Raw genomic sequence first — 20947 nt, 5'->3', positions numbered from 1 at the left:
CGTCCACCCGGTCGGCAGCGCTGTTCAGTCGACGATGATGCCGGGATAGCAATGATCATGATTCCACTCGGGCTGAATGGCGTACCCGCAATAGCAGAGTGCCGGTCGGGCCGGCTTACCCTCCGAGCGGCGGCGCAGGGCGACGGCGAGCGGCTGCCGGGCGAGCCAGGTCTCGGCAGTCTCGCCGGCCCATCGGCCGAGCGACTCCGGGGAGGCGCCGAGCCCGTGCACCAGCCCCTCGAAGAGGACATCGGCCTGCCGGAGCAGGAACCGCAGCACGTTGCCGCTGTAGCGGGGGTCCATGTCGTCCAGGCGATGGCGGCGGTCCTGGGCGTCCTGCCAGACCTCGTCCTGGTTGAGGAGCGCCACATAGTGCTCATCCAGCGTCCAAGTCCTGTCGGTTTCACGGGCAGTTCCGCTCAGCCGCTCACGGAGGGTCTGGTATGCCTCGTACGCCTTGCGCAGTGGCCTCTCGAACGCCCCGGAGTTCTGCGACGCGAGGCGCTGGTAGACCTCCACGCTCTGCGCCGTCACGGCCAGCGCCTCCTCGGCACGGCCACTCTGCGCGAGGTAGATGCCGAGGGAGGAGAGGTCATCGGCCAGAGCGTGTTCATGGGCGGTGGGGTTGGCCGTCGCCAGCCGGCATCTGATGTCCGCCGCCTCCCGCAGGGCGGCCAGGGAATCGTCGCGACGGCGTGCGCCCCACAGCATCAGCCCAAGAATGGACAGGGCCGTCGCCAGGTCGGACTCGTCGACCGCGACGGACCGGTTGAGCTCGGACGTGGAAACTGCGGGTCCGGCAGCCACCAGGTGCCGGATGAGCGCGACCGCCCGTTCGGCAGCTGTCCGGGCGTCCGACCAGCGACGCTGCTGCCGGCACAGAACGGCCTCGTTGATCAGGGTCACGGCCAGGCCCGGCCCGTAGGTCTCGGGGTCGGTGGCCGCCAGCCGCTGGAAGATTCCCATGGCCCGTTGGGTCGCGGCGAGGGCCGCTTCGGGGTCCCGGGCCTCGGACAGGGTCACGCCGAGGTGGGAAAGCGACAGGGCGAGGCCGGGTTCGTGCGCTGTGGGGTCGGTGGCCGCCAGTCTTCGAAAGAGACCAACGGCCTCTTCGGCAGCGTGTCGGCTCGCCTCCGTGCGGTCTGCCGAATGAGCACGCTCGCTCAGCTGGGCCAGGGCCATGGCGAGCGTCGGCTCATGCGTGGCAGCGTCAACGGCGGCGAGCTTCCGCAAGAGAGCGACCGCCTTCTCGGCCGCGGCCACGGCGTCCTCCTGATGGCCCGCCCTCACCAGCCGGAACCCGAGGTTCTGGTACAGCCGGGCGTGCGCCGAGGAGTCCTGGGTGGTGGAGAGGTGGCGTTCGGCGAGGCGCTCGGTGACGGCGGCGATACCGGCATCGAGATCTGCCTGTCCGCGGTGGGGGAAGTGCGCGTCGACCGCCTCCAGGACCTCGGTGTCGAGGTCGACCGCGGCCAGTGCCGTCAGGGCCGCGCCGCCGGCGGCGACGGCCAGGGTTGGGTCCGTGCGCAGCAGGGTTTCCAGGTACCGGGCGGCGTGCGGCCAGCGGTGCGGTGCCGCCGTGGAGGCCAGGAAGGTCAGGGCACGGGCCAGATGAGCAGGCGGCGAGCCGTCCGGGTCGCGGGCGACGAGCGTGCCGATGAAATCCGGCGCCCAGGGAGCCGTGGGGTAGCCGGTCGTGTCGTGGCCGGGGAGGGCCAGGGCGAGGAAGTCCTCGGCGAGCCGGTCGGGGTAGAGGGGTTCGAGGACCACGCCGGGCTCCTCGGGCGGATAGCAAGTGGCGTGATCGGCCAGGAGCCGCGCGGGGCGCTCCATGCCGAGGCCACCGAGCAGGGTCGTGCCGTCGTGGTGCGTGGTCGCGCCGGTGAGCGCGGCGGTGAAGACCACCTGGCTCATGGCGCCGGGCGGGGTCTCGTACTCCAGGCCCTCCAGGCGGAGTTCGTGGAGCCGGGTCCAGTGCCTGCGTTCGCGGTCGAGCAGATATGCGGACAGGCCCGCCATGTCCTTCGGCGGGCTGCCGCCGCGGACGTGGGCGTCGACGGCCACCAGCGCGGCCATGTGCAGCGCCAGAACCAGGCCGAAGTCCGACCGGTCCAGATAGCCGGGTACGGCGATGGCGTTCGGGTCGGCGAGACCGTAGTGGGCGGCGAAGCAGTTGCGGGCGACGGTGAACATGGCTGGGCGGGCGTCGAGTCCACCGCGGCGCTCATCGAGCGGTCGCAGTGCGAGGGCGCCCGTCTCCGTCCCGGTGTCCTCCAGCGCGGAGCGCACGGCGGGCCAGGGGGCGATGGACCGGGCCAGCAACAGCAGTCGGGTCGGCAGGGGTCCGTCCAGCAGCTTGTTACTGAACAGCCAGGTCAGATGGGAGAGGGGCCAGCGGTCGGCGTAGTCGACGACCAGGAGGAGTCCCGCAGCGCCATCGAGCCGCAGGTCCTGGCTTCCCGGGTGCGGGTGGATCGTGCCGGCGCCGTGGGTGGCCGAGACGACCTTCCAGCCCATTGACGCGCTGTCGGCCGCAAACTGCGCAGCCAACCGGGTCTTGCCCTGGCCGCCGGCTCCGTGCAGCCAGAGGGCGGTGCGTGGACCGTCACCGTCCCGCCATGCGGCCAGCTCCGCCCGCTCCTCGGCCCGACCCGTGAAATCCACGACCTGGAAGCGGGCGTTGAGGAGCCGACTGGGCTGGGAGGCGGGTCCGGCCGTGCCCCTCTCCCCGAGTGAGAGGGCGGGGGCCGGGCCCGGAGCAGGTCGATACCGGGAGAGCAGGTAGACCGGGCCCCGGTCGGGGAAGACGTGCAGGTCGGCGCCGATGACGCCGTAGCCGAACCCGCCGTCGACGCGGACCGTCTGCCGTGGCCCGGCTCCGGGCCGACTCACTGGGCGGCTCCGGCGCCTCCCATCTGTCCAGGAGGCGCCGGGTGCACGATGACATTGCCGCCCAGAGCCGCGAAGACCTGTCCGTTGTCCTTGGCCACGTTGTTCTGCACCTGGGGCTGCCGTGTCTCGGGCAACCGCTTCTTGATCTCCTCGGTCAGCTCACGCAGTTCGTCCGCGGCGTCCGGGTACTCGCCCAGGAGCGATTCCAGCTCCAGCATCCACACGGGGAGCAGGCTCTGACGTGCCCGCTCGGCGTCGTCGGCCCTCGCGACGAGGGCCTCGTTGTTGTCGAGCTGGGCCTCGATGGCGGTCTGTTGGTCCTCTCCGCGGCGGCGGAACAGCCGTGCGACTCCGCCTCGCGCGACCGTCCATGAGTCGGTGGCCATGGCCGCGACGACCGTGGTTCCCCCGACCAGAATAAGATCCTCCAGCATTTTGTCCCTCTCCCCGTGACCCAACGACGTTGCCCTGCACGGACATTGTCCCCTCCTTTTGATCCAATTCCGCACCGGCCAGCCCCGTTTCCTCTCCTGCGCCGCCACGACGGGGCCTCGGTCTCCGCCGGAAAGCCCTTACTGAAGACCTCGCCTCCGAGCCCGAACACCGAAAGGCGCTGATGCACCGCCCGGGGGCTGCGGCCCAGGGGGTCGGAAGGGGCGGGTACAACTCGAATCGTGCAGTTGCCGGAGGAACTGACTCGCCCGACAGTCCAGTGGTGGCGATCACATGGGTGAAGCCCGCCAGCTGGAACGACGAGGCGACATGGTGGGCTTCGTCGGCAGGGTGGTAGGGGCCGGCAGCGGATCCGCAGAGGCGAGGAAGACGAGCTCGGCGTCGAGGGACAGCGTCGAGACGTCCGGCAGCGACAGTGAACCGTCCTGCAGCACGAGCTCATGGGCAGTCCTGCCGGGGAACCCGGCCTGCGTGTGGCAGGCGAAGTGGCCGCGGTCACCCTGGACGAGCCGGTCACCGTGGCCGGTACCCGCTGGACGCCGGACTGTCACTCGGCCCGGGCAGGCGGGCCGTTCATGGGAAACCGTGCTCGCGCTCGCGCGATCAGGGCGGCGGGGTCGGGGCGGGCCTGCAGCGCGTTCAGGACCAGGAGCCACCACTGGTCGAGCCGGGACCCGAGTTCCTGCTCCCTCGCCACCTCGTCGGTGAGGCTGTACAGACCGAAGAGCGCGCACACGAGTGTCGTGGCGGTACCCGACGGCTCGATCCCCTCAGCAAGTTCGCCCCTGGACCGGGCCTCGGCCAGAAGCCTCGTGACGGCCGCGGTCCAGGCGGCGAACGGTGCGGGCACGGGCGCGTCGATGCCCCGGCGCTCGGCCCACAGGCGGGCGCCGGCGCGGGCTACGACGTCCTCGCGCAGGACTCTGGCGATTTCAAAGCTCAGAGCGACGAGCTTCTCGAGCGGCGGGACGCCAGGGGCCGTGTAGTGCTGGGCCAATTGCGGCCATGCGGCGAACTGTTCACTGACGACGGCGAGGGCGAGCTTTTCCTTGCTGGAGTAGTGAAAGTAGATGGCTCCACTGGTCTTCCCCGAGCGGCCACTTATGTCGTTGATGCTGGTGCCTGCGTATCCCTGTTCGACAAAGAGCTGCGCTGCGGCTTCCAGTAGGGATCTCCGGGTCGCTCTCGCCCTGTCTTGCACGTATGTTCCACCTTCGTTCATTCATGCAATGCGTTTGACGCAGGGGGTGGTGCGCCCGCGTATTGGCGGCACTGCGCCACTGGCCACGGAGCTTTTATTATTCTTCGACCGTGCGTGCATGTGGGTGACATCGGTGAAATTTGCGACCTCACCCCGATGACTCCGCGAACCGGACCGCCCCCATGCGTCCGCTACGGCACGGTTTACTTCAACTCACCTGCTCCGCAGTGCAGTTGAGCGGTCTCTCGGCGCACCGCAGTCACCCTCCGGCCACCCCGCCCCTCGCGTCTAGCCTGCGACTGGCCTGCCGTCAAACACCCGAAGGAGTGATTGCGTACCTCTTCGGACAAAATTAACGTAGCGACCACGATGTTTTCGGGCTCGACTCATGAGACGGACGATGTCCGGAGCGGCTGGCCCCACGCAGAAGAATCAACCCCCTTCGCGCGCGGTCAAGAAAGGCCGTTCGGCATCCCAGGCTGAACAGTCGAGTGCATCTCTCCCGCAGTCCGACATCTCACGACCCGGCGACAGAACGGGGTCGGCACACTCTCCGAGAACGGCAGAGAAATGACAGCTCATCGCATCCTTGACTGGTCCCCGGCCGCTATCGTCTTCGATTGCGACGGAACCCTGATGGACACCGAACGCCACTGGCAGGACGCACGCAACAGAGTCTTCAGAGAGTTCGGCCTCAAGCCCCCGGCCGGATTCGCCGAGCGAGCCAAGGGGGTGCACTACACCGAGTGCGGCAGCCTCATGGCCGAGGTGACCGGAAAACCTGACCTCGCCGGCGATATGACCCATTCGCTTCTCCAGCACTTCACGGCGTTGGTCGCCGCAGACCCCGTCACCATGCCGGGCGCGGCAGCGCTGGTCCGTCTGGCCGCCCGTCATCTGCCACTCGCGGTTGCCAGCAACTGCCCCCTGGACATGGTGAAGTCCAGCCTGGACCGGGCCGGACTGCTGGGCCACTTCGGCCATATCGTCGTCGCGGGCGGCACGTTGCGGCCCAAGCCCCATCCGGACCTCTATGCCGCCGCGGCAGATCTCTGCGGCGTGCAGCCGCAGGACGCGCTGGCGGTGGAGGACTCCGTCACCGGTATCGACTCGGCGCGAAGCGCCGGCCTGCGCGTACTGGGGGCCGGCCCCCGCCCTGCCGGTCGGGGTGCGGACCGGGTCGACTTATGGGTGAGCACCCTGGGTGACCCGAAGCTGGTGGCCTGGGCCAACACCCGGATCGCCGTGGCAGGGCCACCCCGCGAATGAGGTGCCGGGCACCTCGTCGAGATCTGGGCGCACGCTCGCCGCCCACCGGTATCAGTCCGCACGTGCGTGGATGCACCGGTGCGAACACTGGGCGACCATTCGACCTGGCGCTCGCACCGGGACCCGGTAGCCTTGCGCCGCCGACGCACCCGCGATCCAGATGTACGCGTGCGGCTGCTGAGGTTCCGTCACGCCGATGACCTCACCGCCGCCATGCACGCCGGACGGCCGCCGCGCCGGACAAGAGGGAGTTGTCCCGAGGCGGCGTGCGGACCCTCCGTCCGGCCCCGCAGGCACGAGCAGGCCTCACGGCAGTGACTTCGGCTCGGGCGAACGGATCCAAGCCATCCGTTTCGCTCGACCTGAGAGTGCATGAGCCGTAGGCGCCGACGTCGAACGCGTCCGGCGTCGGCGCGGTTGCCGCCGTGGCAGCATGCCCCGAAGACACACACGACGACAGCGCAGGCGAAGTGTGGTGGCAATGACCTCGGACAGCGCCGTACCTCGCGGCAAGCAGTACTCGGAACCTGGCCGACGCCTCTCGAGCCCATGCCACGGCTGGCTCGGGCCATTGGTCTCGGCCCGGCGACCTGTGGGTCAAACGTGACGACCTCACCGGCCTGGGCGGCGGCGGAAACAGTGATCGCAACGGGCACGCCCGCGAGCGGCAGTCCGGTCCTTCCGGTCGGCGAGAGCATCTGCGGCAGCCAGCGGCTCTTCGTCCAGGACAACGTCCCGGTCGCTGGACAGGCCACCCGCAACGGAAGGTACGCAAACTCGAGTGGACCTGCGGTGCAGCGCTCGCCGCCGCCGCCACGGCCCTCGTGACCTCCGGTGCACCACAAAGCAATCACGCGCGCCTGACCGCCGCTGCCGGCGCCCGGCTGGGACTCGACGTCGTCCTCGTGCCGGCCGGCGCGCCCGGATCCTCGGCATCCGGCAACCTCGCACTCGACGGTCCCTTCGGTGCCACGGTCGTGTGGGCAGGTGATGTCGACGGCAAGGCGCTCGGCTCCACTGCCGAGCACGTGGCAGAGCAACTGCGGCGGCACGGCGCCGTCCCCGCGTTGATCCCCTTCGGTGGTTCCAGCGTGGTCGGCGCGTGCGATTACGCCGAGTGCGGGCGTGAACTCCTCGTCCAGGCACCCGACCTGGCAACTGTCGTCGTCGCGGTCGGCTCCGGTGGAACCATGGCCGGCCTCCTGTGCTCCACCGGCTGAGCTCCGTCCGCACACGAAGGAGGGCGAGCGCCCGGCGGGCCGGGCAGAAGCCCGCACGGCCGGTACCGACTGCGGACTCCCCGCGGGGGTGGGCGCCCGCTCGGGATCCGGGTCCGAACTGAGCAGGCTCTCTCCACCGCCCCTCCGGCGCAGGCCGCGGCCCGGTATTCACACGGCTCGGCCGAGTGCTGCCGGCTGGACACCTGCAGCCGACTCGGGCCACCGGCTCCGCCCCGGTCTCACTATTCAGCCAAATTTGACATTAGCTCGCCTTATGAAAGATAAAGAAGGTCCTTTGGGTTGAAGTTCACGCAGCGTGACATTCGAGGCGTGGCAGCGACGAACGTCTACATGAATGAGTAATGCCGTGTCCCACGCCGCCGTAGCCCCCGACCAGCCGACCGACCCCGCCGGGGACTGGGAGGCGTGGCGCGCCGAGCGGCGGCGCTCTGTCACCTCGGCCGCCGGGAATCTCGCCCTCGTCGAGACCCGCTGGGCCCCGACCGGTGAGCGCCCCGACCTCGATGCGGCCCGTTCCGGACAGCCGGATTCTGTGACTGTCACCACAGTGGAGCGCACCGACTTCGTCACCGGCGAGCCCGAGTACGGTCTCCGCTTCTGGGACGCGCAGTCCCCCGCGATCCAGAACTTCGATCGCACCGATGTCTTCCCGTACGACCCGGCCTGGGTGCTGGAGGCGTCGTACACCCCGGTGCCGGGCGCCAGGCGCGTCGGGTTCGAGCACATCCGGGACAACGGCGGCACCCGTGACCTCGTCGTGCCGGGCGACATCGAGCTCACCCTGGACGGCCGGGAGTACACACTGAGCGCCTTCGACGACGACGGCACCCTGCTGCTCGTCTTCGGCGACCCCACCAACGGCGACGTCACCTACGGTGCCGGACGCTTCCTCTTCGTCACCCACACCGGCGAGGGCCGCGTCCTGCTCGACTTCAACCGTGCCTTCGTGCCGCCCTGCGGATTCTCCGACCAGTACAACTGTCCGATGCCGCCGCGGCAGAACCGTTTCCACCTGCCCGTGGAGGCCGGAGAGAAGCGACCCGTCTTCCGCGACGGCTTCCCCGCGCAGCACTGATCAACCCCGCACTCCCCCGCCTCGCAGCACGAAAGCGCGTACTCCTCATGAGCATCAAGAAGACTTCCCTGTACGGCGGAGCCACCGCCGCCGCCCTCGCCCTGACCCTCACAGCCTGCGGCGGGGGCTCCAACGCGGGCGGCGCCGCCGGAGGGGGGCACGACAAGAACGCCACAGTCAACATCGGTTCGCTCTACGAGCCGCAGAATCTCGACAACACCGCAGGCGGCGGCCAGGGCGTCACCGAGGCGCTCAACGGCAACGTGTACGAAGGGCTGTTCAAGCTCACCGACGACGGCAAGGTCGAGAATCTGCTCGCCCAGGACTACAAGGTCAGCGGCGACGGACTCACGTACACCTTCACCCTGCGCGACGGCGTGAAGTTCCACAGCGGCAAGAAGCTCACCAGCCAGGACGTCAAGTACAGCCTCGAAAAGGTGATCGCGAAGGACTCGCAGTCCGCGCGCAAGAGCAATCTCGAGGTCATCAAATCCGTCGAGACGCCTGATCCGCGCACGGTGCAGGTCCAGCTGTCGAAGAAGTCGATCTCCTTCGTCTACAACCTCTCCTACGTGTGGATCATCAACTCCGACGCGGAGGGCCTCAAGACGACCGAGGACGGCACCGGCCCGTACACGCTGGGCAAGTGGACCCGCGGCTCCGCCCTCAGCCTCGACCGCTTCGCCGGCTACTGGGGTGACGCGGCCAGCAACAAGCAGGTCGTCTTCCACTACTACAAGGACGCCACGGCGCTGAACAACGCGCTGCTGACCAACGCAGTGGATGTCGTCACGAGCGAGCAGTCGCCCGACGCCCTCGACCAGTTCAAGAGCAACCAGAACTACAAGGTCAACGACGGCAACTCGACGACCAAGCTGCTGCTCGCCTTCAACGACAAGGCCAAGCCTTTCACGGACGTCAAGGTCCGCCAGGCCGTCTCCGCCGCCATCGACGACAAGAAGCTGCTGGAGTCGGTCTGGGGCGGCTACGGCAAGCCCATCGGCTCCATGGTGCCGCCCACCGACCCGTGGTACGAGGATCTCACCGAGGTCAACGCGTATGACACCGCGCGTGCCAAGAAGCTGCTCGCCGAAGCCGGATACGAGAACGGCTTCAGCTTCACCCTCGACACCCCGAACTACGACCCGCACCCGACCGCCGCGACCTTCATCAAGTCGCAGCTCGCCAAGGTCGGCATCACCGTCAAGATCAACACGATCACGCCGGACGAGTGGTACACGAAGGTCTACAAGAACCACGACTTCACGGCCACGCTCCAGGAACACGTCAATGACCGCGACCTGGTCTGGTACGGCAACCCCGACTTCTACTGGGGCTACGACAACAAGCAGGTCACCCAGTGGGTCGAGGAGGCCGAGCAGGCGTCCAGCACCTCCGAGCAGACCGAACTCCTGAAGAAGGTCAACCGCAAGACCGCCGAGGACGCGGCCAGCGACTGGCTCTACCTGTACCCGCAGATCGTCGTGGCGGGCAGCAAGCTCTCCGGCTACCCGGTCAATGGCCTCAACTCCCAGTTCTTCGCCTACGACATCAAGAAGGGCTGATGGGCCGGTATCTCCTGCGCCGTCTCGCCTTCCTGCTGGTGTCGCTGGCGCTCGCGAGCGTGGTCCTGTTCGCGCTGCTGCGGATGCTGCCGGGCGACCCCGCCAACGCGCTCACCTCAGTGGGCGCCAGCCCCGAGCAGATCGCGGCGGCACGGCACTCCATAGGCTCCGACAAGCCGCTGCCCGAGCAGTTCATCCACTGGATCGGGCAGTTGGCGAGCGGCGACCTCGGTACGTCGTTCGTCAGCTCGCTGCCGGTCGGGCCCGAGATCGCCTCTCGGCTGAATGTCACCATCCCGCTCACCCTGGCCGCGTTCGTCCTGGCGGTGCTCATCGCCGTTCCGGTCGGCTTCGTGGCCGCACACCGGCGCCGGACCTGGTACGGCGCACTGCTCAACGGAGTGTCCCAACTGGGCATCGCCGTCCCCGTGTTCTGGCTCGGCATGATCCTCATAGCCGTCTTCGCCCTGAACGCCGGCTGGCTTCCCGCGGGCGGCTTCCCGCAGGACGGCTGGTCACAGCCGACCGAGGCGATCCGCTCACTCGCTCTGCCCGTCATCACCATCGCGCTCGTGATGAGCGCTTCGCTGATCCGCTACGTCAGATCGGCCGCACTCGACGTACTGGGCAGCGACTACCTGCGCACCGCGCGAGCCATGGGCTCGTCGTTCGGACGGGCGATGTGGCGGCACGGGCTGCGCAACGCCTCCGTACCGGTGATCTCGATCCTCGGCATCGAGCTGGCGTCCACGCTGCTGGGCGCGGTGGTCGTGGAGTCCGTCTATGCGCTACCGGGCCTCGGTTCCCTGCTCGCGACCGGCATCGCGCAGCACGACTATCCGGTGATCCAGGGCGTGCTGTTCGTCTCCACGCTCACGGTACTGATCATCGGCTTCGCGGCCGACTTCGCACAGCGGATCATCGATCCGCGGCTGCGCGGCAGGCTCTCTGGAGGTGCCCGATGAAGCAGTCGACGAAGCGCTCGTACACATTGACCGTCGGATGCGTCCTGGCCGGCCTGATCGCGGTGCTTGCGCTGGTCTCGCTCTTCTGGCTCCCGTACGCCGCCGACGACACGTCCGGCGGACGGCTCACGGGCCCCGGTGCGGGCCACTTCCTCGGCACCGACAAGCTCGGCCGCGATCTGTTCACCCAGCTGATGACCGGCTCCCGTATCGCCTTCGAAGCGGGCCTGGGATCGGTCCTCATCGCGGCCGCCCTCGGTGGCACGCTGGGTGTGCTGGCCGCGTTCGCGCAGGGGTGGCTCGACGACACGCTCTCCGCGTTCCTCGACATCCTGATCGCCTTCCCGACGCTGCTGCTGGCCATGCTCATCGTCGCCGCCCGCTCGGCCACGCTGGGCTCCGCCGTGCTGGCGATCGGCCTCGCGCAGAGCGCGGTCGTGGCACGGCTGGTGCGGATCCTGGTCAAGCGGGTCCTGGCACAGGACTACATCACGGCCGCGCGCACCTCGGGAACGTCGTGGCCGCGGATCGTGGCCGGGCACGTGCTGCCCAACATCTGGCCGACGCTCGCGGTGAACCTGGCCCTCCAGTTCGGGCTCGCGGTGCTGGCCGAGGCCGGCCTGTCCTACCTGGGTCTGGGAGCGCCGCCGCCCAACGCCTCGTGGGGCCGCATGCTCCAGGAGGCGCAGGCCACCTTCACCACGGCCCCGGCGGGCGCGCTGGCCCCCGGCATCCTTCTCGTCCTGCTCGTCATCGGCGTGAACCTCGTCGCCGACGGACTGCGCGACACCCTCGACCCTGCGGCCCGGCGGAGGCGCGCATGAACATTCTCGACGTACGCGACCTCACGATCCGTACGACTGACGGGCGCGTCCTCGTCGACCGCCTCTCGCTGACCATGGCCCCCGGCGAACGCCTGGGCCTCATCGGAGAGTCGGGCTCCGGGAAGTCGCTGACCACCCTCGCCGTGCTCGGCCTGCTGCCCGACGGCATGACGGCCACCGGCAGCGCCGAGCTCGCCGGCACCCAGATCGTGGGCGCGAGCGAGAAACAGCTCACGGGTGTGCGCGGCCAGGACGCCGCCATCGTCTTCCAGGAGCCACTCACCGCGCTCGACCCGCTGATGCGCGTCGGCAGGCAGATCTCCGAACCGCTGAACAGAAGGCGAGGGCTGAAGGGCGCCGAACTGAAGCGGGCTGTCGTAGCAGCGCTGGAGCAAGTGCGGCTGCCGGAGCCCGACCGCATCGCCCGCGCCTTCCCGCACGAAATCTCCGGCGGACAGCGGCAGCGCGTCGCACTCGCCATGGCACTGGCCTGCGACCCGAAACTGCTCATCGCGGACGAGCCGACCACCGCCCTCGACGTCACTGTGCAGTCCGACATGCTCGACCTGCTCGACACCCTCGTACGGGAACGGGACATGGCCGTCCTCTTCGTCAGCCACGACCTCGCGGTCGTCTCGAAGGTCACCGACCGCGTTCTGGTCATGAAGGACGGCCGCGCCGTCGAGGAGGGCGACGTTCGCGAGATCGTGCGCACCCCGCGTGAGGAGTACACCAAGGCGCTGGTGGCAAGCGCGCGGCAGCTGGAATCAGCTCTGGACATGAGGAGCGCGCAATGACCCCCGTACTGGAGCTGAACGGAGCCTCCTTCAGCTACCGAGGACACGCCGCGCCCGTCGTCGAGGACATCTCCCTCACCGTCGAGACCGGGCAGAGCCTCGCTCTCGTCGGCGAATCGGGCGCGGGCAAGACGACTCTGCTGCGGCTGCTGCTCGGGCTCGCCCGGGCAACCACCGGCACCGTCCGGTTCGACGGCGAGGAGCTGAAACCGCGCAACAGCGAGCAGATGCGGCGTTTCAGGCGCAGTGTGCAGTGCGTCTTCCAGGACCCGTACTCGTCGCTGGACCCGCGTCAGCGCGTCGGCAGCATCGTGTCCGAACCACTGCGCTCCCTCGGCATCGACAGCCGGAGCACGGCCGGGCCCAAGGTGGCCGACGCCCTGGAGCGGGTCGGACTCCCGGCCGACGCCGCTGAGCGCTATCCGCACGAGTTCTCCGGCGGCCAGCGCCAGCGCATCGCGATTGCCCGCGCGACCGTGTGCGACCCGCGAGTGCTGCTCGCCGACGAGCCCGTCAGCGCACTCGACGTCACTACTCGCGTCAAGGTCGTCGACCTGCTCAACGAGTTGAAGCAGGAGCAGGGCCTGACTCTCGTCATGGTCTCCCACGACCTGTCGGTGGTCGCCTCGCTGTGCGAACGCACCGCCGTCCTGGAGAGCGGCCACATCGTTGAACAGGGCGAGACCGCACAGGTGCTGGGCGCTCCCACGCACCCGTACACGCGTCGCCTCGTCGAAAGCGTGCCCCGACTGCCCGCCTGACCGGTGAATGCATGCCTCCGACGACTCGATCACTTCGATGTCCGGGTCCGTATCGAGCACGCGGCGCGGCCGGCGTTCGGCGAGTTTCTTGCCGTCGCGCCGTGCGGTGTTCTGCGGGCCCGGATCGAGCGATCGTGCGGGCCCTCGTCACCTTCGGCCCGCCACCGGCGGACCCGTGTATGGGCTGTGGCATGCGAGATGCCATCTCGGCAGCGACATGCGCAACGGGCCGGCCGGAACCCACGCGGTCGACGGAAGCCGTCTGCCATGAACGGTCGCACGGGAAATGCGGCGGGACACGAAGGCCTCCGTGCGGTGTGTTGGACGGCTCCACCGCATCGGAGGCCTTCGCCATGTTCAGGGCCCATCGGTGTCAACGACGCCCGTGATCAATACGCCCAGGTCACGCCGCGACTGCTACCCGGTCCCAGAACCAGTACAGACTGACGATCACGATGGGCGCGGTCATCGCGGGCAGGGCCCAGCGGTGTGCGGGGGTCCGGCGAAGGAGGGCCAGCAGCGGGAACACTGCGGCAATGATGCCCAACTGCACCGTCTCGATGCCGACGTTGAAGCTCAGCAGCGACAGCAGCAGCTCCCAGGACCAGCTCTCGTCGATGCCGAGCGCGCCCGCGAAGCCCAGACCGTGGACGAGGCCGAACAGGAAGACGGCCGGCAGCCGCCAGCGTCCGGTCCCCTCCCGGTCGCGCAGGACGACGCCCGCGAGCGCCACGACGGCGATGGAGGCCGCGATGACCGGCTCCACGACGGATCCCGGCACGTCCACCACGCCCGTGGCCGCCAGCAGGAACGTGACGCTGTGCGCGGCCGTGAAGGCGGTCGCCGTGAGGACGATGTCGCGCAGGCCGCGGGCGCCGATGAGCAGCGACAGCAGGAAGAGGATGTGGTCCGGGCCGAACAGCAGGTGTTCGGTGCCGAGCAGGAAGAACTCCACGATCTGGTGCGACTCGTGGTGTCCGCCGGTCTCCAGGGCCGGTTCGGCGGCCGTCAGTACCTGGGAGCCCCGCTGCCCGTCGATGTCGTAGTGCACGATCGTCTCCGTGCTGTGGACGAAGCTCTCCGAGTCGGGGAACAGGGCGCTGGAGACGGTGTACGTGCCGTCGGCGCCGCCCGCGCAGTCGTAGGCCAGGGTGAGGACGGCGAACGGCCGGGTGCCGCGGGTGCGGACGTCCGCGTCGCCGACGAGGCGGGGTGTGCAGGAGGTGCCGTCGCGGGTGACGGCGAAGCGTCCGGTGACGTATTCCGTCACCGCTTCGGCATGGGTGTCGAGCTGGTGCAGTTGCTCCGCGCGGTCCTTCGCCTCGTACGCCTCGGCGTACAGCCAGGCCGACTTCATGAGCAGGTCGTATTCGAGGTCGAGGGTCGCCTCGACGCGGGCTCCGGTGCCCTCCACCTCGACGTATGCGGTTGAGGTCGCGTCGTGCGCGGCGGCGGGGGCCGGGAGGGCGAGGCCGGCGGCGAGCACGGCCACCAGGGCCGCGACGGTGGTGAGGAGCGCTGCGGTCAGCCGGCGCGGCCGGAGCCGGGCCGGCCAGGAGGAGGGCAGGGGCGCCGGCAGGGGCAAGGGGGCGGGACGCATGGAGGTCTCGGTTCTCGTTGTCAGGGGCCGGGCAGTGGTGGGCCCGCCGTCCCGGACCGCTCGGGTCCGGGACGGCGGGCGTGGGTGCCGCACAGGTGCTACCGACGGGTCAACCGGTCACCGCCGGTCGGCGGACGACGTGAACCACGGGTAGGCGGGTACGTCCGGTCCCCAGGTGCCGGGCCGGCCATGGGCGTCCTTGGTCACGAAGGCGCTCAGCGCGGAGGCCGTCACACCGCCGCCGGTGGAGCGCGCCGTGACGAACCACGCGTGGGTCGTGCCGGGCTTGAGCCCCTTCCAGGTCACCGAGGCGACCTCACCGGAGCCGGCCTTGGTCTTCCCGATGACGCTCACGGGGTTGTAGAGCGCCAGCGAGTCGGTCTTGAAGGTCGTCTTGCGGCTGCTGAGGTCGATCGGGAGGACCATGTTGTCCTCGGTGCCGTCGTAACGGTGGTTCGTGTCGTACTCGGTGGCGCCGAACTCGTCCAGCAGTGGGGAGTAGGTGTCCACGGTCAGCTCGGACCGGTCGACGTCGAACTGGAGCATGCGGAAGAAGCTCGCGCCGAACTGCAGCTGGTCGTCGGGCCGGTAGCCGCCGATCTCGGTGAGCCCGAGCCGGTCCGCGGACACCGTGTAGAACTGGTAGTCCGCGAGCAGCTCGACGACGTCGTGACCGACCTCGCCGACCTTCGGCTTCACGTTGGTGCCGACGCCGTGCTCATGACCGGCGAGGATCAGGAACACGTTGGGGTTGTCCTGGACCACCGTCTTGTACAGCATCGAGCCGTCCGGCGCGGAGAACTTGGCGCCGCGTCCGTCGGGGCTGCTGCTCGGGGCGAGGTAGTCGTGCGAGAGCAGGATGCCGTTGCGGTCGGGGTAGCGTTTGAAGACGGAGTCGGCCCATTCGGCTTCCTCGCGCGTCACCCCGTAGGACAGGCCGACCACGACGAAGTCGAGGCCGCCGGCGGAGAACAGGTCGTAGTGGTTCTGGTTGTCGCCCTGGCGCCAGGGGCCTCCGTACTCGGCGTGCTCCCAGCCCTTCGAGAGCGCCTGGTAGCGCTCGGGCCCGTAGTACTGGTTGTAGATCGCGTCCGGACCGCTCTCGGTGCCGGACTGGTTGTCGTGGTTGCCCGCGATCACACCGTTCGGCACACCCGCGTCGTCCAGGATCTTCTGCTGCTTCGAGGACACCTCCAGCTCGCCGGTGACCTGGCGCCGGGTGGCTTCGTCGGCGGGCTTGCGGATGTTGTTCTCGATGATGTCGCCGGTATGGGCGACGTACGCGATCTTGCGTTTGTCCTTGTTGTCCGCGATCCAGCGCGAGACGTCGCCGTACGCCTTCTCCCAGACCGCGCGCTCCTCGGGCGTCTCCCGCTCCACCGCGCCCTCGGAGAGGTACTGCGTGTCGGTGTAGTGGACGATCGAGAAGTCGTACGAGTCGGGGTCGGCGAACCCGTTCGGGTCGCCGGCGTCGATGTCGTCGGCGAACGGGTCCTCGCCGGTCACCAAGACGTGGACCTGCTGCCGGTCGACGTATTTCCGGTCGACGACGGCAGTCAGGACGGTGTCGCCGTCGGCGGCTCCGCGGGCGCTGGTCAGGACATCCCACTGCTTCGTCCCGGTGTTCCACACACGCAGCGCGGCGAGCCGCTCGGGGTCGATGACGCCCTCCCAGCGCAACACCGGCGCGTCGACATGGCCCTTCACCTGGACGTCGAACCGCTGGTACGTGACGTCCTCGGCGGCCGGCGCGTCGAGCGTCCTGCCGTCGGCGGGTGCGAGGCCGTCGGCTTTCACCTTCTTCTCGCCCTTGACCTTGAGCGTCGTGGGAACGGACTCGGCCGTGCCTTCGTACACCTGGTTGGGGGTGAGGATCTCGGCCTCGGAGAAGGTGGCGCTCACCGTGCCGCCGTCGGGCTCGGCCACCTTCGCCGACAGTGTGACATTGCTGTCCGCGTCGGTCGTGCCGGACTTCGGAGTGAGGTCGGCCGGGCTGTCCGGAATGCCGGCGGAGGTGAACTTCACCTCGCGGGTGCCGCTGTTGCCGACGCCGTCGGTGCCGGACACCGACAGCGTGTGCTCGCCGGCGGACAGACCGGGGCCCACAAAGGCGCCGGGCTGGATCGGTTTGCCGTCGAGCTTCACGTCCGGGCCGTCCACCACGCCGGAGAGGTCCCCCAGCCGGACGTCGAGGACGACCGACGCGGTGATCCTCTGGCCGGTGGCGGGGGTGCTGGCAGAAACCTGGGGCGCCGAGTTGTCGGTGACCAGGACGCGGGTCGCGGTCCTGCCGGTCTTCGAAGTCGCGGCCAGGGTGTGCTTTCCGTCGTCGATCTTCGTGGTGTCGAGGTCGGCGCGGAGGCCCTGGGCCGGACCCTCGACGAAGAACTCGAGGTCGATCTCGGTCAGCGGGTTGACGTTGTCGCCGCAGTTGCCGTCGCCGAAGCTGTACGAGCCCTTGACCATGCGGCCGGTGGCGGTGCCGTTCGCCGGGGTGAGGGTGATGTCGGAGACGGCGAAGTCGTCACGGTTGTCACCGCACGAGGTCGGAAACGTACCGGTGACGAAGTCGACCGTGTTCCAGCCGGGGACCAGCCACTCGTTCGGGAAAGTCAGGCCGACGTGCTGACTGACGAAGTCGCTGTCGAGCACGTGCTTCTGGCCGTTCACCAGGACGTGGTTCTGATAGCGGGCCTCGATCGAGTTGCTTCCCACGGTGAAGCCGAGGGTCGCGGTGCCGGATCCGAGGGTGTCGGAGACTCGCACGGCCGGGGCGTCGATCGTGTAGTGGAGTTCCACCTCGCGCAGGCGGGTGTCGCTGTCGCCGCAGGTGCCGTCGCCCAGGGCGTACGAGTCCGCGATGTCCTGGCCCGTGACGGTCGCGCCGTCGAGGGTGAGGGCGAGCCGCGCGATGTCGAAGTCGTCGCGGTTGTTGCCGCAGCTCTCCTTGTACGGACTGGTGACGACCGTGATGGTGTTGTCACCGGGCACCAGGTGGCGCGCCGGGATCGCCATGTCGACCCGCTGATTCACCCAGGTGCCGCCCAGGTCGATGCGCTTGCCGTTGACGAGCAGGTAGTTGTCGTTCCGGTCGTCGATCGAGTCCGACCCGACGTCGAAGGAGAAGGTCGCCGCGCCGTTGCCGAGGTGCGGATCGGTGACGGGCGTGTCACCGTCCACTGTCAGCGACTCGACGTCGCCGTCGGCGCCCGCCGGGAAGTTCGCGAACACCGGCTGCCGGCCCTTCACCAGCGTGCCGTCCTTGGGCAGCAGCCGGGGAGCGCCCGCCGGGGCGTTGTTCACCGTCACGGTGTTCTTGACAGTCTTGCCCGAGACGGTCCTCGCGGTGAGTGCGTGCTCGCCGTTGGCGAACTTCGTGGTGTCCAGGTCGGCTTGGAGGCCGGTGGTGCCCTGCGGGTCGCCCAGTACGAAGAAGCTGAGCGTGGCCTTCGTCAGCAGCGAGGTGTTGGAACCGCAGCTGCCGTCGCCGAAGGAGTACGTGTACTCGTTCTCCTCGCCGTCCGCGACCTCGCCGAGCAGGTCCAGACTGATGTCGGACAGCACGAAGTCGTCGTAATTGGTGCCGCACGAGCTGTCGACCGTGCCGGCCAGGATCTCGATCTTGTTCTCGCCCTTGACCAGGTGCTGGTTCGGGATCTCGACCGTGCCCCGCTCGTTGACGAGGTCGCCGATGTCGGCCCGGTACGCGCCGTTGACCAGCACGTGGTTGTGGTAGCGGGCCTCCGTCGAGTTCGACCCGACGTCGAAGCTGAGCCGGGACACCCCGACCGTCCGCTCGGCGTCGATCGCCTTCCCGTCGACCGCGAGCCCCGTCACGGAATCACCGGCCAGCGTCGGCGTGGCCGCGGCCTTCTCCGTGCCCTCCAGATACGCCCCGTCGCCCGGGGTGAGGACCGGCAGACTCGTGCCGCCCGCCGACCCGCTCTGCCCAGGTGCGCGCTGCTTGGAACCGGTATCGGCGTACGCCGTCGTCAGGTTGCCGCTCACGAGGAGCAGCGCGGTGAGAGCCACCCCCGCGAGTCGTCGTCCACCCGATCTGCCACCCGGCCGTGTTCGCCGCTCTGCTGGCCGCATCAGCAGCCGTCCTTCCTGATCGCTGCAAGGTAAAGGGCAGGCCGTGAAGATGTACGACATGCCCATGGCGAATCCTGAGCAGCGCAGGTGAACGGAGGTGAATCACCCGTGAACCATCAGCGGAAGGATCCCCGTCCACGGCCACGGCCTTCGGCAGTCCGTGGACGATGCCATCGACAGACTGCGACAGGAGACGGACCGTGACGCCTTCATCGCCGCGCCCGGCGACATCACCACCGACGACGGCGCCCGGCAAGTCACCGAGGCGGCTCCGGACGTCGCCATCCTTGTCAACAATCTGGGCATCTTCGGGCGGCCCCTGCCCTGGAGATCAGTGACGAGGCGTGGCGTCAGTACTTCGACGTGAATGTCCTGTCCGCCGGCAGGATGACCTTGCGACGCTCACAACCCCGCCGGGCGGTCTGCCGCACCAGTCGCCGAAGGACCGGCATGGGCAGCGGTGCTGCTGCCTGTGCCGGTCCTGGCTTGCGGTGCGGGGGCTGAGTCTGTGGCTCAGTAGGCGGAGTTGACGTTGTCGATCGACCCGTAGCGGTGGGCGGCGTAGTTGGCGGCCGCGGTGATGTTGGCGACGGGGTTGGTGAGGTCGTGGGCGGTGCCGGCGACGTGGTAGGCGTTGAAGGTCGGCTGGATGACCTGGAGCAGGCCCTTGGAGGGTATGCCGTTGCGCGCGTTGACGTCCCAGTTGTTCTGGGCGTGGGGGTTGCCGCTCGACTCGCGCATGATGTTGCGGTGCAGGCCCTCGTAGCTGCCGGGGATGCCCTTGGCCTTCATGATGGCCAGCGACTCCTTGATCCAGCCGTCGAGGTTGTTGGCGTAGCCCTTGCCGCCGGTCGGTGCGCTGCGGGCGATGTCCGCGGAAGCCTTGACCACGGAGGCGCTCGCCGGTGCCTTCTCGGCTGCCTGCGCGGATGTCGACGTCAGCGTGAGGGCGGCGGCCGCGGCACCGAGGGTGGCGATGCCGGCGACGGACATGGTGCGGAAGCGGGCGATGCGGCTGGTGCGGGTCTGCGTGTTCGTGGTCATACGGAAGGAACTCTCCAATGGGGGACGTCACGGTGTTGCCGACCGGTTGCGGTGGCTTGCGGGGCGGAGCGAACGGATCCGAAGGAATCCACCCGGCCCTGTCGCGGCTTCCCGCAACGACAGCCATGGTTAGCGACGTGCGGGGCGGGGCGCAATGATGTGACGTACTACCCAACTTCGGAGAAATGTCCGAAATGACATGTTCTGTGGCGCTTCCATGCTGTTCGGACGGCCCTCGGCCCTACTACCCGCCTTCGGATGTGACACAGCTCCTATGGGTGGCATCACATCCGCGGCGCCAAATCGGCGGTCACGACGGGGGGTGAGCAGGACAGCGAGGCGTCCGATCGGCCGGGACCCGGACCAGGTATTGGTCGCGGACTTACCGGTTCCGTGCGGCCCGAGACCTGGTTGCGGCCGCGAGGTCGAGCTGGGTGCGACGTCGGCGGGGCCGCCGGTACGACAACGAGAGGTGCGGCGCCGCCCCACGGGGACAAGGGCGGCACCGCAAGGATCAACGCTCGCTGTCGAGGTGGCGCATCCGGGCCTCGGCATCACGGGTGCCGTCGGCGCCGCCGAACGGCCCGCTCGGACGCCGTCACCGCCTACGGCTTCGAGCGCTATCTCTCGGACAAGCAGGCCCTCGCCAACGCGATCCGCCACGCCACGGCCGACGCGTACGCAAAATGCACATCACCATCGAGGACCTGCTCCGAACAGGGCCTTGGCGCCATGAGGATCGTCGCTCCCGAGGAGCACTTCGCACGGCACCGCGGATCGTCCTCGCCGGCTCACCGGGTGAGTGCGTCCATGTGCGCGAGACGGAGCCAGGGGCGCAGCCGTTCCAGGTGCGCGACAACGACCTGATGAGGCATCACATCACCGTGCCGTACGGCATCGGCGATCTCGACGGCGGTGCGGCCGGTCCAACCCGTCACACGTACTCCCAGGTGGTGTGCGCATGTCGCGGAGAGCGTAGGCGGCAATCCTGCGGGGCGAAAGCGCGGACCGTGCCCGCGCCACCTCGAACACCGAACCCGGCCGCCCGGAACAGACACCGAGGGAGCCGACCGCCGCGGGACGAGATGACGCCCGAGCGACCCCGACCAGACATTCATGATCGCTTCACCGGGAAGTCGGCCAGGTCGCACCACAGCCTGACGCG

General features: G+C 68.9%; 17 protein-coding genes and 2 pseudogenes. 9 read left to right on the top strand and 10 right to left on the bottom strand.

The features are described 5' to 3' along the window. Nucleotides 1-24 precede the first annotated feature (24 nt). The 5 genes and pseudogenes from ACIPEK_RS24255 to ACIPEK_RS24235 form a co-directional block, all read right to left on the bottom strand. Nucleotides 25-2892: a tetratricopeptide repeat protein gene (locus tag ACIPEK_RS24255; RefSeq protein ID WP_401999604.1), complete on the bottom strand. Its 2868-nt coding sequence runs from the start codon at nt 2890-2892 to the stop codon at nt 25-27. Continuing rightward, nucleotides 2889-3326: a hypothetical protein gene (locus ACIPEK_RS24250; protein ID WP_401999601.1), complete on the bottom strand. Its 438-nt coding sequence runs from the start codon at nt 3324-3326 to the stop codon at nt 2889-2891. Before ACIPEK_RS24250 ends, ACIPEK_RS24255 begins: the two co-directional genes overlap by 4 nt. A 146-nt stretch (nt 3327-3472) precedes the next feature. Then, nucleotides 3473-3697: pseudogene (locus tag ACIPEK_RS24245) on the bottom strand (DUF4265 domain-containing protein); the annotation flags it as partial. Next, nucleotides 3615-3896 (bottom strand): hypothetical protein, encoded by a 282-nt coding sequence (locus ACIPEK_RS24240; protein WP_401999598.1) that lies wholly within the window; start codon nt 3894-3896, stop codon nt 3615-3617. The pseudogene ACIPEK_RS24245 and the gene ACIPEK_RS24240, both read right to left, overlap by 83 nt. Further along, nucleotides 3893-4567 carry a ScbR family autoregulator-binding transcription factor gene (locus ACIPEK_RS24235; RefSeq protein ID WP_383080447.1) on the bottom strand — a complete coding sequence of 225 codons (675 nt, stop codon included), beginning with the start codon at nt 4565-4567 and terminating at the stop codon, nt 3893-3895. The genes ACIPEK_RS24240 and ACIPEK_RS24235 overlap by 4 nt, the downstream gene beginning before the upstream one ends. Before the next feature lie 549 nt (nt 4568-5116). On the opposite strand from ACIPEK_RS24235, the gene ACIPEK_RS24230 reads away from it, so the two are divergent. The 8 genes from ACIPEK_RS24230 (at nt 5117) to ACIPEK_RS24195 (ending at nt 13043) form a co-directional block, all read left to right on the top strand. Continuing rightward, nucleotides 5117-5815 carry an HAD family hydrolase gene (locus tag ACIPEK_RS24230; RefSeq protein WP_401999595.1) on the top strand — a complete coding sequence of 233 codons (699 nt, stop codon included), beginning with the start codon at nt 5117-5119 and terminating at the stop codon, nt 5813-5815. A gap of 620 nt (nt 5816-6435) precedes the next feature. After that, nucleotides 6436-7035, top strand: a complete 600-nt coding sequence (locus ACIPEK_RS24225; protein WP_401999924.1) for a pyridoxal-phosphate dependent enzyme — start codon at nt 6436-6438, stop codon at nt 7033-7035. 355 nt (nt 7036-7390) lie between these two features. Next, complete coding sequence (locus ACIPEK_RS24220) at nt 7391-8131, top strand: DUF1684 domain-containing protein (RefSeq protein WP_401999592.1); 741 nt, start codon at nt 7391-7393, stop codon at nt 8129-8131. 47 nt (nt 8132-8178) lie between these two features. Then, entirely contained in the window at nt 8179-9696 is a 1518-nt protein-coding gene (locus tag ACIPEK_RS24215) for an ABC transporter substrate-binding protein (protein WP_401999589.1), read from the top strand. Then, nucleotides 9696-10661 (top strand): ABC transporter permease, encoded by a 966-nt coding sequence (locus ACIPEK_RS24210; protein WP_383080461.1) that lies wholly within the window; start codon nt 9696-9698, stop codon nt 10659-10661. The genes ACIPEK_RS24215 and ACIPEK_RS24210 overlap by 1 nt, the downstream gene beginning before the upstream one ends. Then, nucleotides 10658-11485, top strand: coding sequence for an ABC transporter permease (locus ACIPEK_RS24205; protein ID WP_383080464.1), 828 nt, complete (start codon nt 10658-10660; stop codon nt 11483-11485). Before ACIPEK_RS24210 ends, ACIPEK_RS24205 begins: the two co-directional genes overlap by 4 nt. Continuing rightward, a complete protein-coding gene (locus ACIPEK_RS24200; protein ID WP_401999584.1) occupies nt 11482-12282 on the top strand; it encodes an ATP-binding cassette domain-containing protein in 801 nt (266 codons plus the stop codon). Before ACIPEK_RS24205 ends, ACIPEK_RS24200 begins: the two co-directional genes overlap by 4 nt. Next, the gene (locus ACIPEK_RS24195) at nt 12279-13043 is read left to right on the top strand and encodes an ABC transporter ATP-binding protein (RefSeq protein WP_401999581.1); all 765 of its coding nucleotides are present in this window, start codon (nt 12279-12281) and stop codon (nt 13041-13043) included. Before ACIPEK_RS24200 ends, ACIPEK_RS24195 begins: the two co-directional genes overlap by 4 nt. 89 nt (nt 13044-13132) lie before the next feature. Here ACIPEK_RS24195 and ACIPEK_RS24190 read toward each other — a convergent pair. The 3 genes and pseudogenes from ACIPEK_RS24190 to ACIPEK_RS24180 form a co-directional block, all read right to left on the bottom strand. After that, nucleotides 13133-13382 (bottom strand): annotated as a pseudogene (locus ACIPEK_RS24190) (leucine zipper domain-containing protein); the annotation flags it as partial. A 64-nt stretch (nt 13383-13446) separates the two neighbouring features. Then, nucleotides 13447-14643: a HupE/UreJ family protein gene (locus tag ACIPEK_RS24185; RefSeq protein ID WP_401999578.1), complete on the bottom strand. Its 1197-nt coding sequence runs from the start codon at nt 14641-14643 to the stop codon at nt 13447-13449. Nucleotides 14644-14760: 117 nt separating this feature from the next. Further along, a complete protein-coding gene (locus tag ACIPEK_RS24180; RefSeq protein WP_401999575.1) occupies nt 14761-18675 on the bottom strand; it encodes a metallophosphoesterase in 3915 nt (1304 codons plus the stop codon). Between the two features lie 223 nt (nt 18676-18898). On the opposite strand from ACIPEK_RS24180, the gene ACIPEK_RS24175 reads away from it, so the two are divergent. Beyond that, nucleotides 18899-19105 carry a hypothetical protein gene (locus ACIPEK_RS24175; protein WP_401999572.1) on the top strand — a complete coding sequence of 69 codons (207 nt, stop codon included), beginning with the start codon at nt 18899-18901 and terminating at the stop codon, nt 19103-19105. Between the two features lie 146 nt (nt 19106-19251). Here the strand turns inward: ACIPEK_RS24175 and ACIPEK_RS24170 are convergent, their stop codons facing one another. Both ACIPEK_RS24170 and ACIPEK_RS24165 read right to left on the bottom strand, forming a co-directional pair. Next, complete coding sequence (locus ACIPEK_RS24170) at nt 19252-19782, bottom strand: transglycosylase SLT domain-containing protein (RefSeq protein ID WP_401999569.1); 531 nt, start codon at nt 19780-19782, stop codon at nt 19252-19254. A gap of 791 nt (nt 19783-20573) precedes the next feature. Then, a complete protein-coding gene (locus ACIPEK_RS24165) occupies nt 20574-20720 on the bottom strand; it encodes a hypothetical protein (RefSeq protein ID WP_401999566.1) in 147 nt (48 codons plus the stop codon). Nucleotides 20721-20947: the final 227 nt, after the last annotated feature.

This window comes from Streptomyces sp. NPDC088246, from assembly GCF_044741025.1.
Lineage (GTDB): Bacteria > Actinomycetota > Actinomycetes > Streptomycetales > Streptomycetaceae > Streptomyces.
Note: the sequence above shows the minus strand (reverse complement) of the source record. Positions and strands in the feature narration are given on the sequence as shown.

Coding starts and splice junctions, on each gene's coding strand:
- ACIPEK_RS24250 (WP_401999601.1), bottom strand. CDS start 3,326: ATGCTGGAGGATCTTATTCTGGTCGGGGGAACCACGGTCGTCGCGGCC.
- ACIPEK_RS24235 (WP_383080447.1), bottom strand. CDS start 4,567: ATGAACGAAGGTGGAACATACGTGCAAGACAGGGCGAGAGCGACCCGG.
- ACIPEK_RS24230 (WP_401999595.1), top strand. CDS start 5,117: ATGACAGCTCATCGCATCCTTGACTGGTCCCCGGCCGCTATCGTCTTC.
- ACIPEK_RS24220 (WP_401999592.1), top strand. CDS start 7,391: ATGAGTAATGCCGTGTCCCACGCCGCCGTAGCCCCCGACCAGCCGACC.
- ACIPEK_RS24215 (WP_401999589.1), top strand. CDS start 8,179: ATGAGCATCAAGAAGACTTCCCTGTACGGCGGAGCCACCGCCGCCGCC.
- ACIPEK_RS24210 (WP_383080461.1), top strand. CDS start 9,696: ATGGGCCGGTATCTCCTGCGCCGTCTCGCCTTCCTGCTGGTGTCGCTG.
- ACIPEK_RS24205 (WP_383080464.1), top strand. CDS start 10,658: ATGAAGCAGTCGACGAAGCGCTCGTACACATTGACCGTCGGATGCGTC.
- ACIPEK_RS24200 (WP_401999584.1), top strand. CDS start 11,482: ATGAACATTCTCGACGTACGCGACCTCACGATCCGTACGACTGACGGG.
- ACIPEK_RS24195 (WP_401999581.1), top strand. CDS start 12,279: ATGACCCCCGTACTGGAGCTGAACGGAGCCTCCTTCAGCTACCGAGGA.
- ACIPEK_RS24185 (WP_401999578.1), bottom strand. CDS start 14,643: ATGCGTCCCGCCCCCTTGCCCCTGCCGGCGCCCCTGCCCTCCTCCTGG.
- ACIPEK_RS24170 (WP_401999569.1), bottom strand. CDS start 19,782: ATGACCACGAACACGCAGACCCGCACCAGCCGCATCGCCCGCTTCCGC.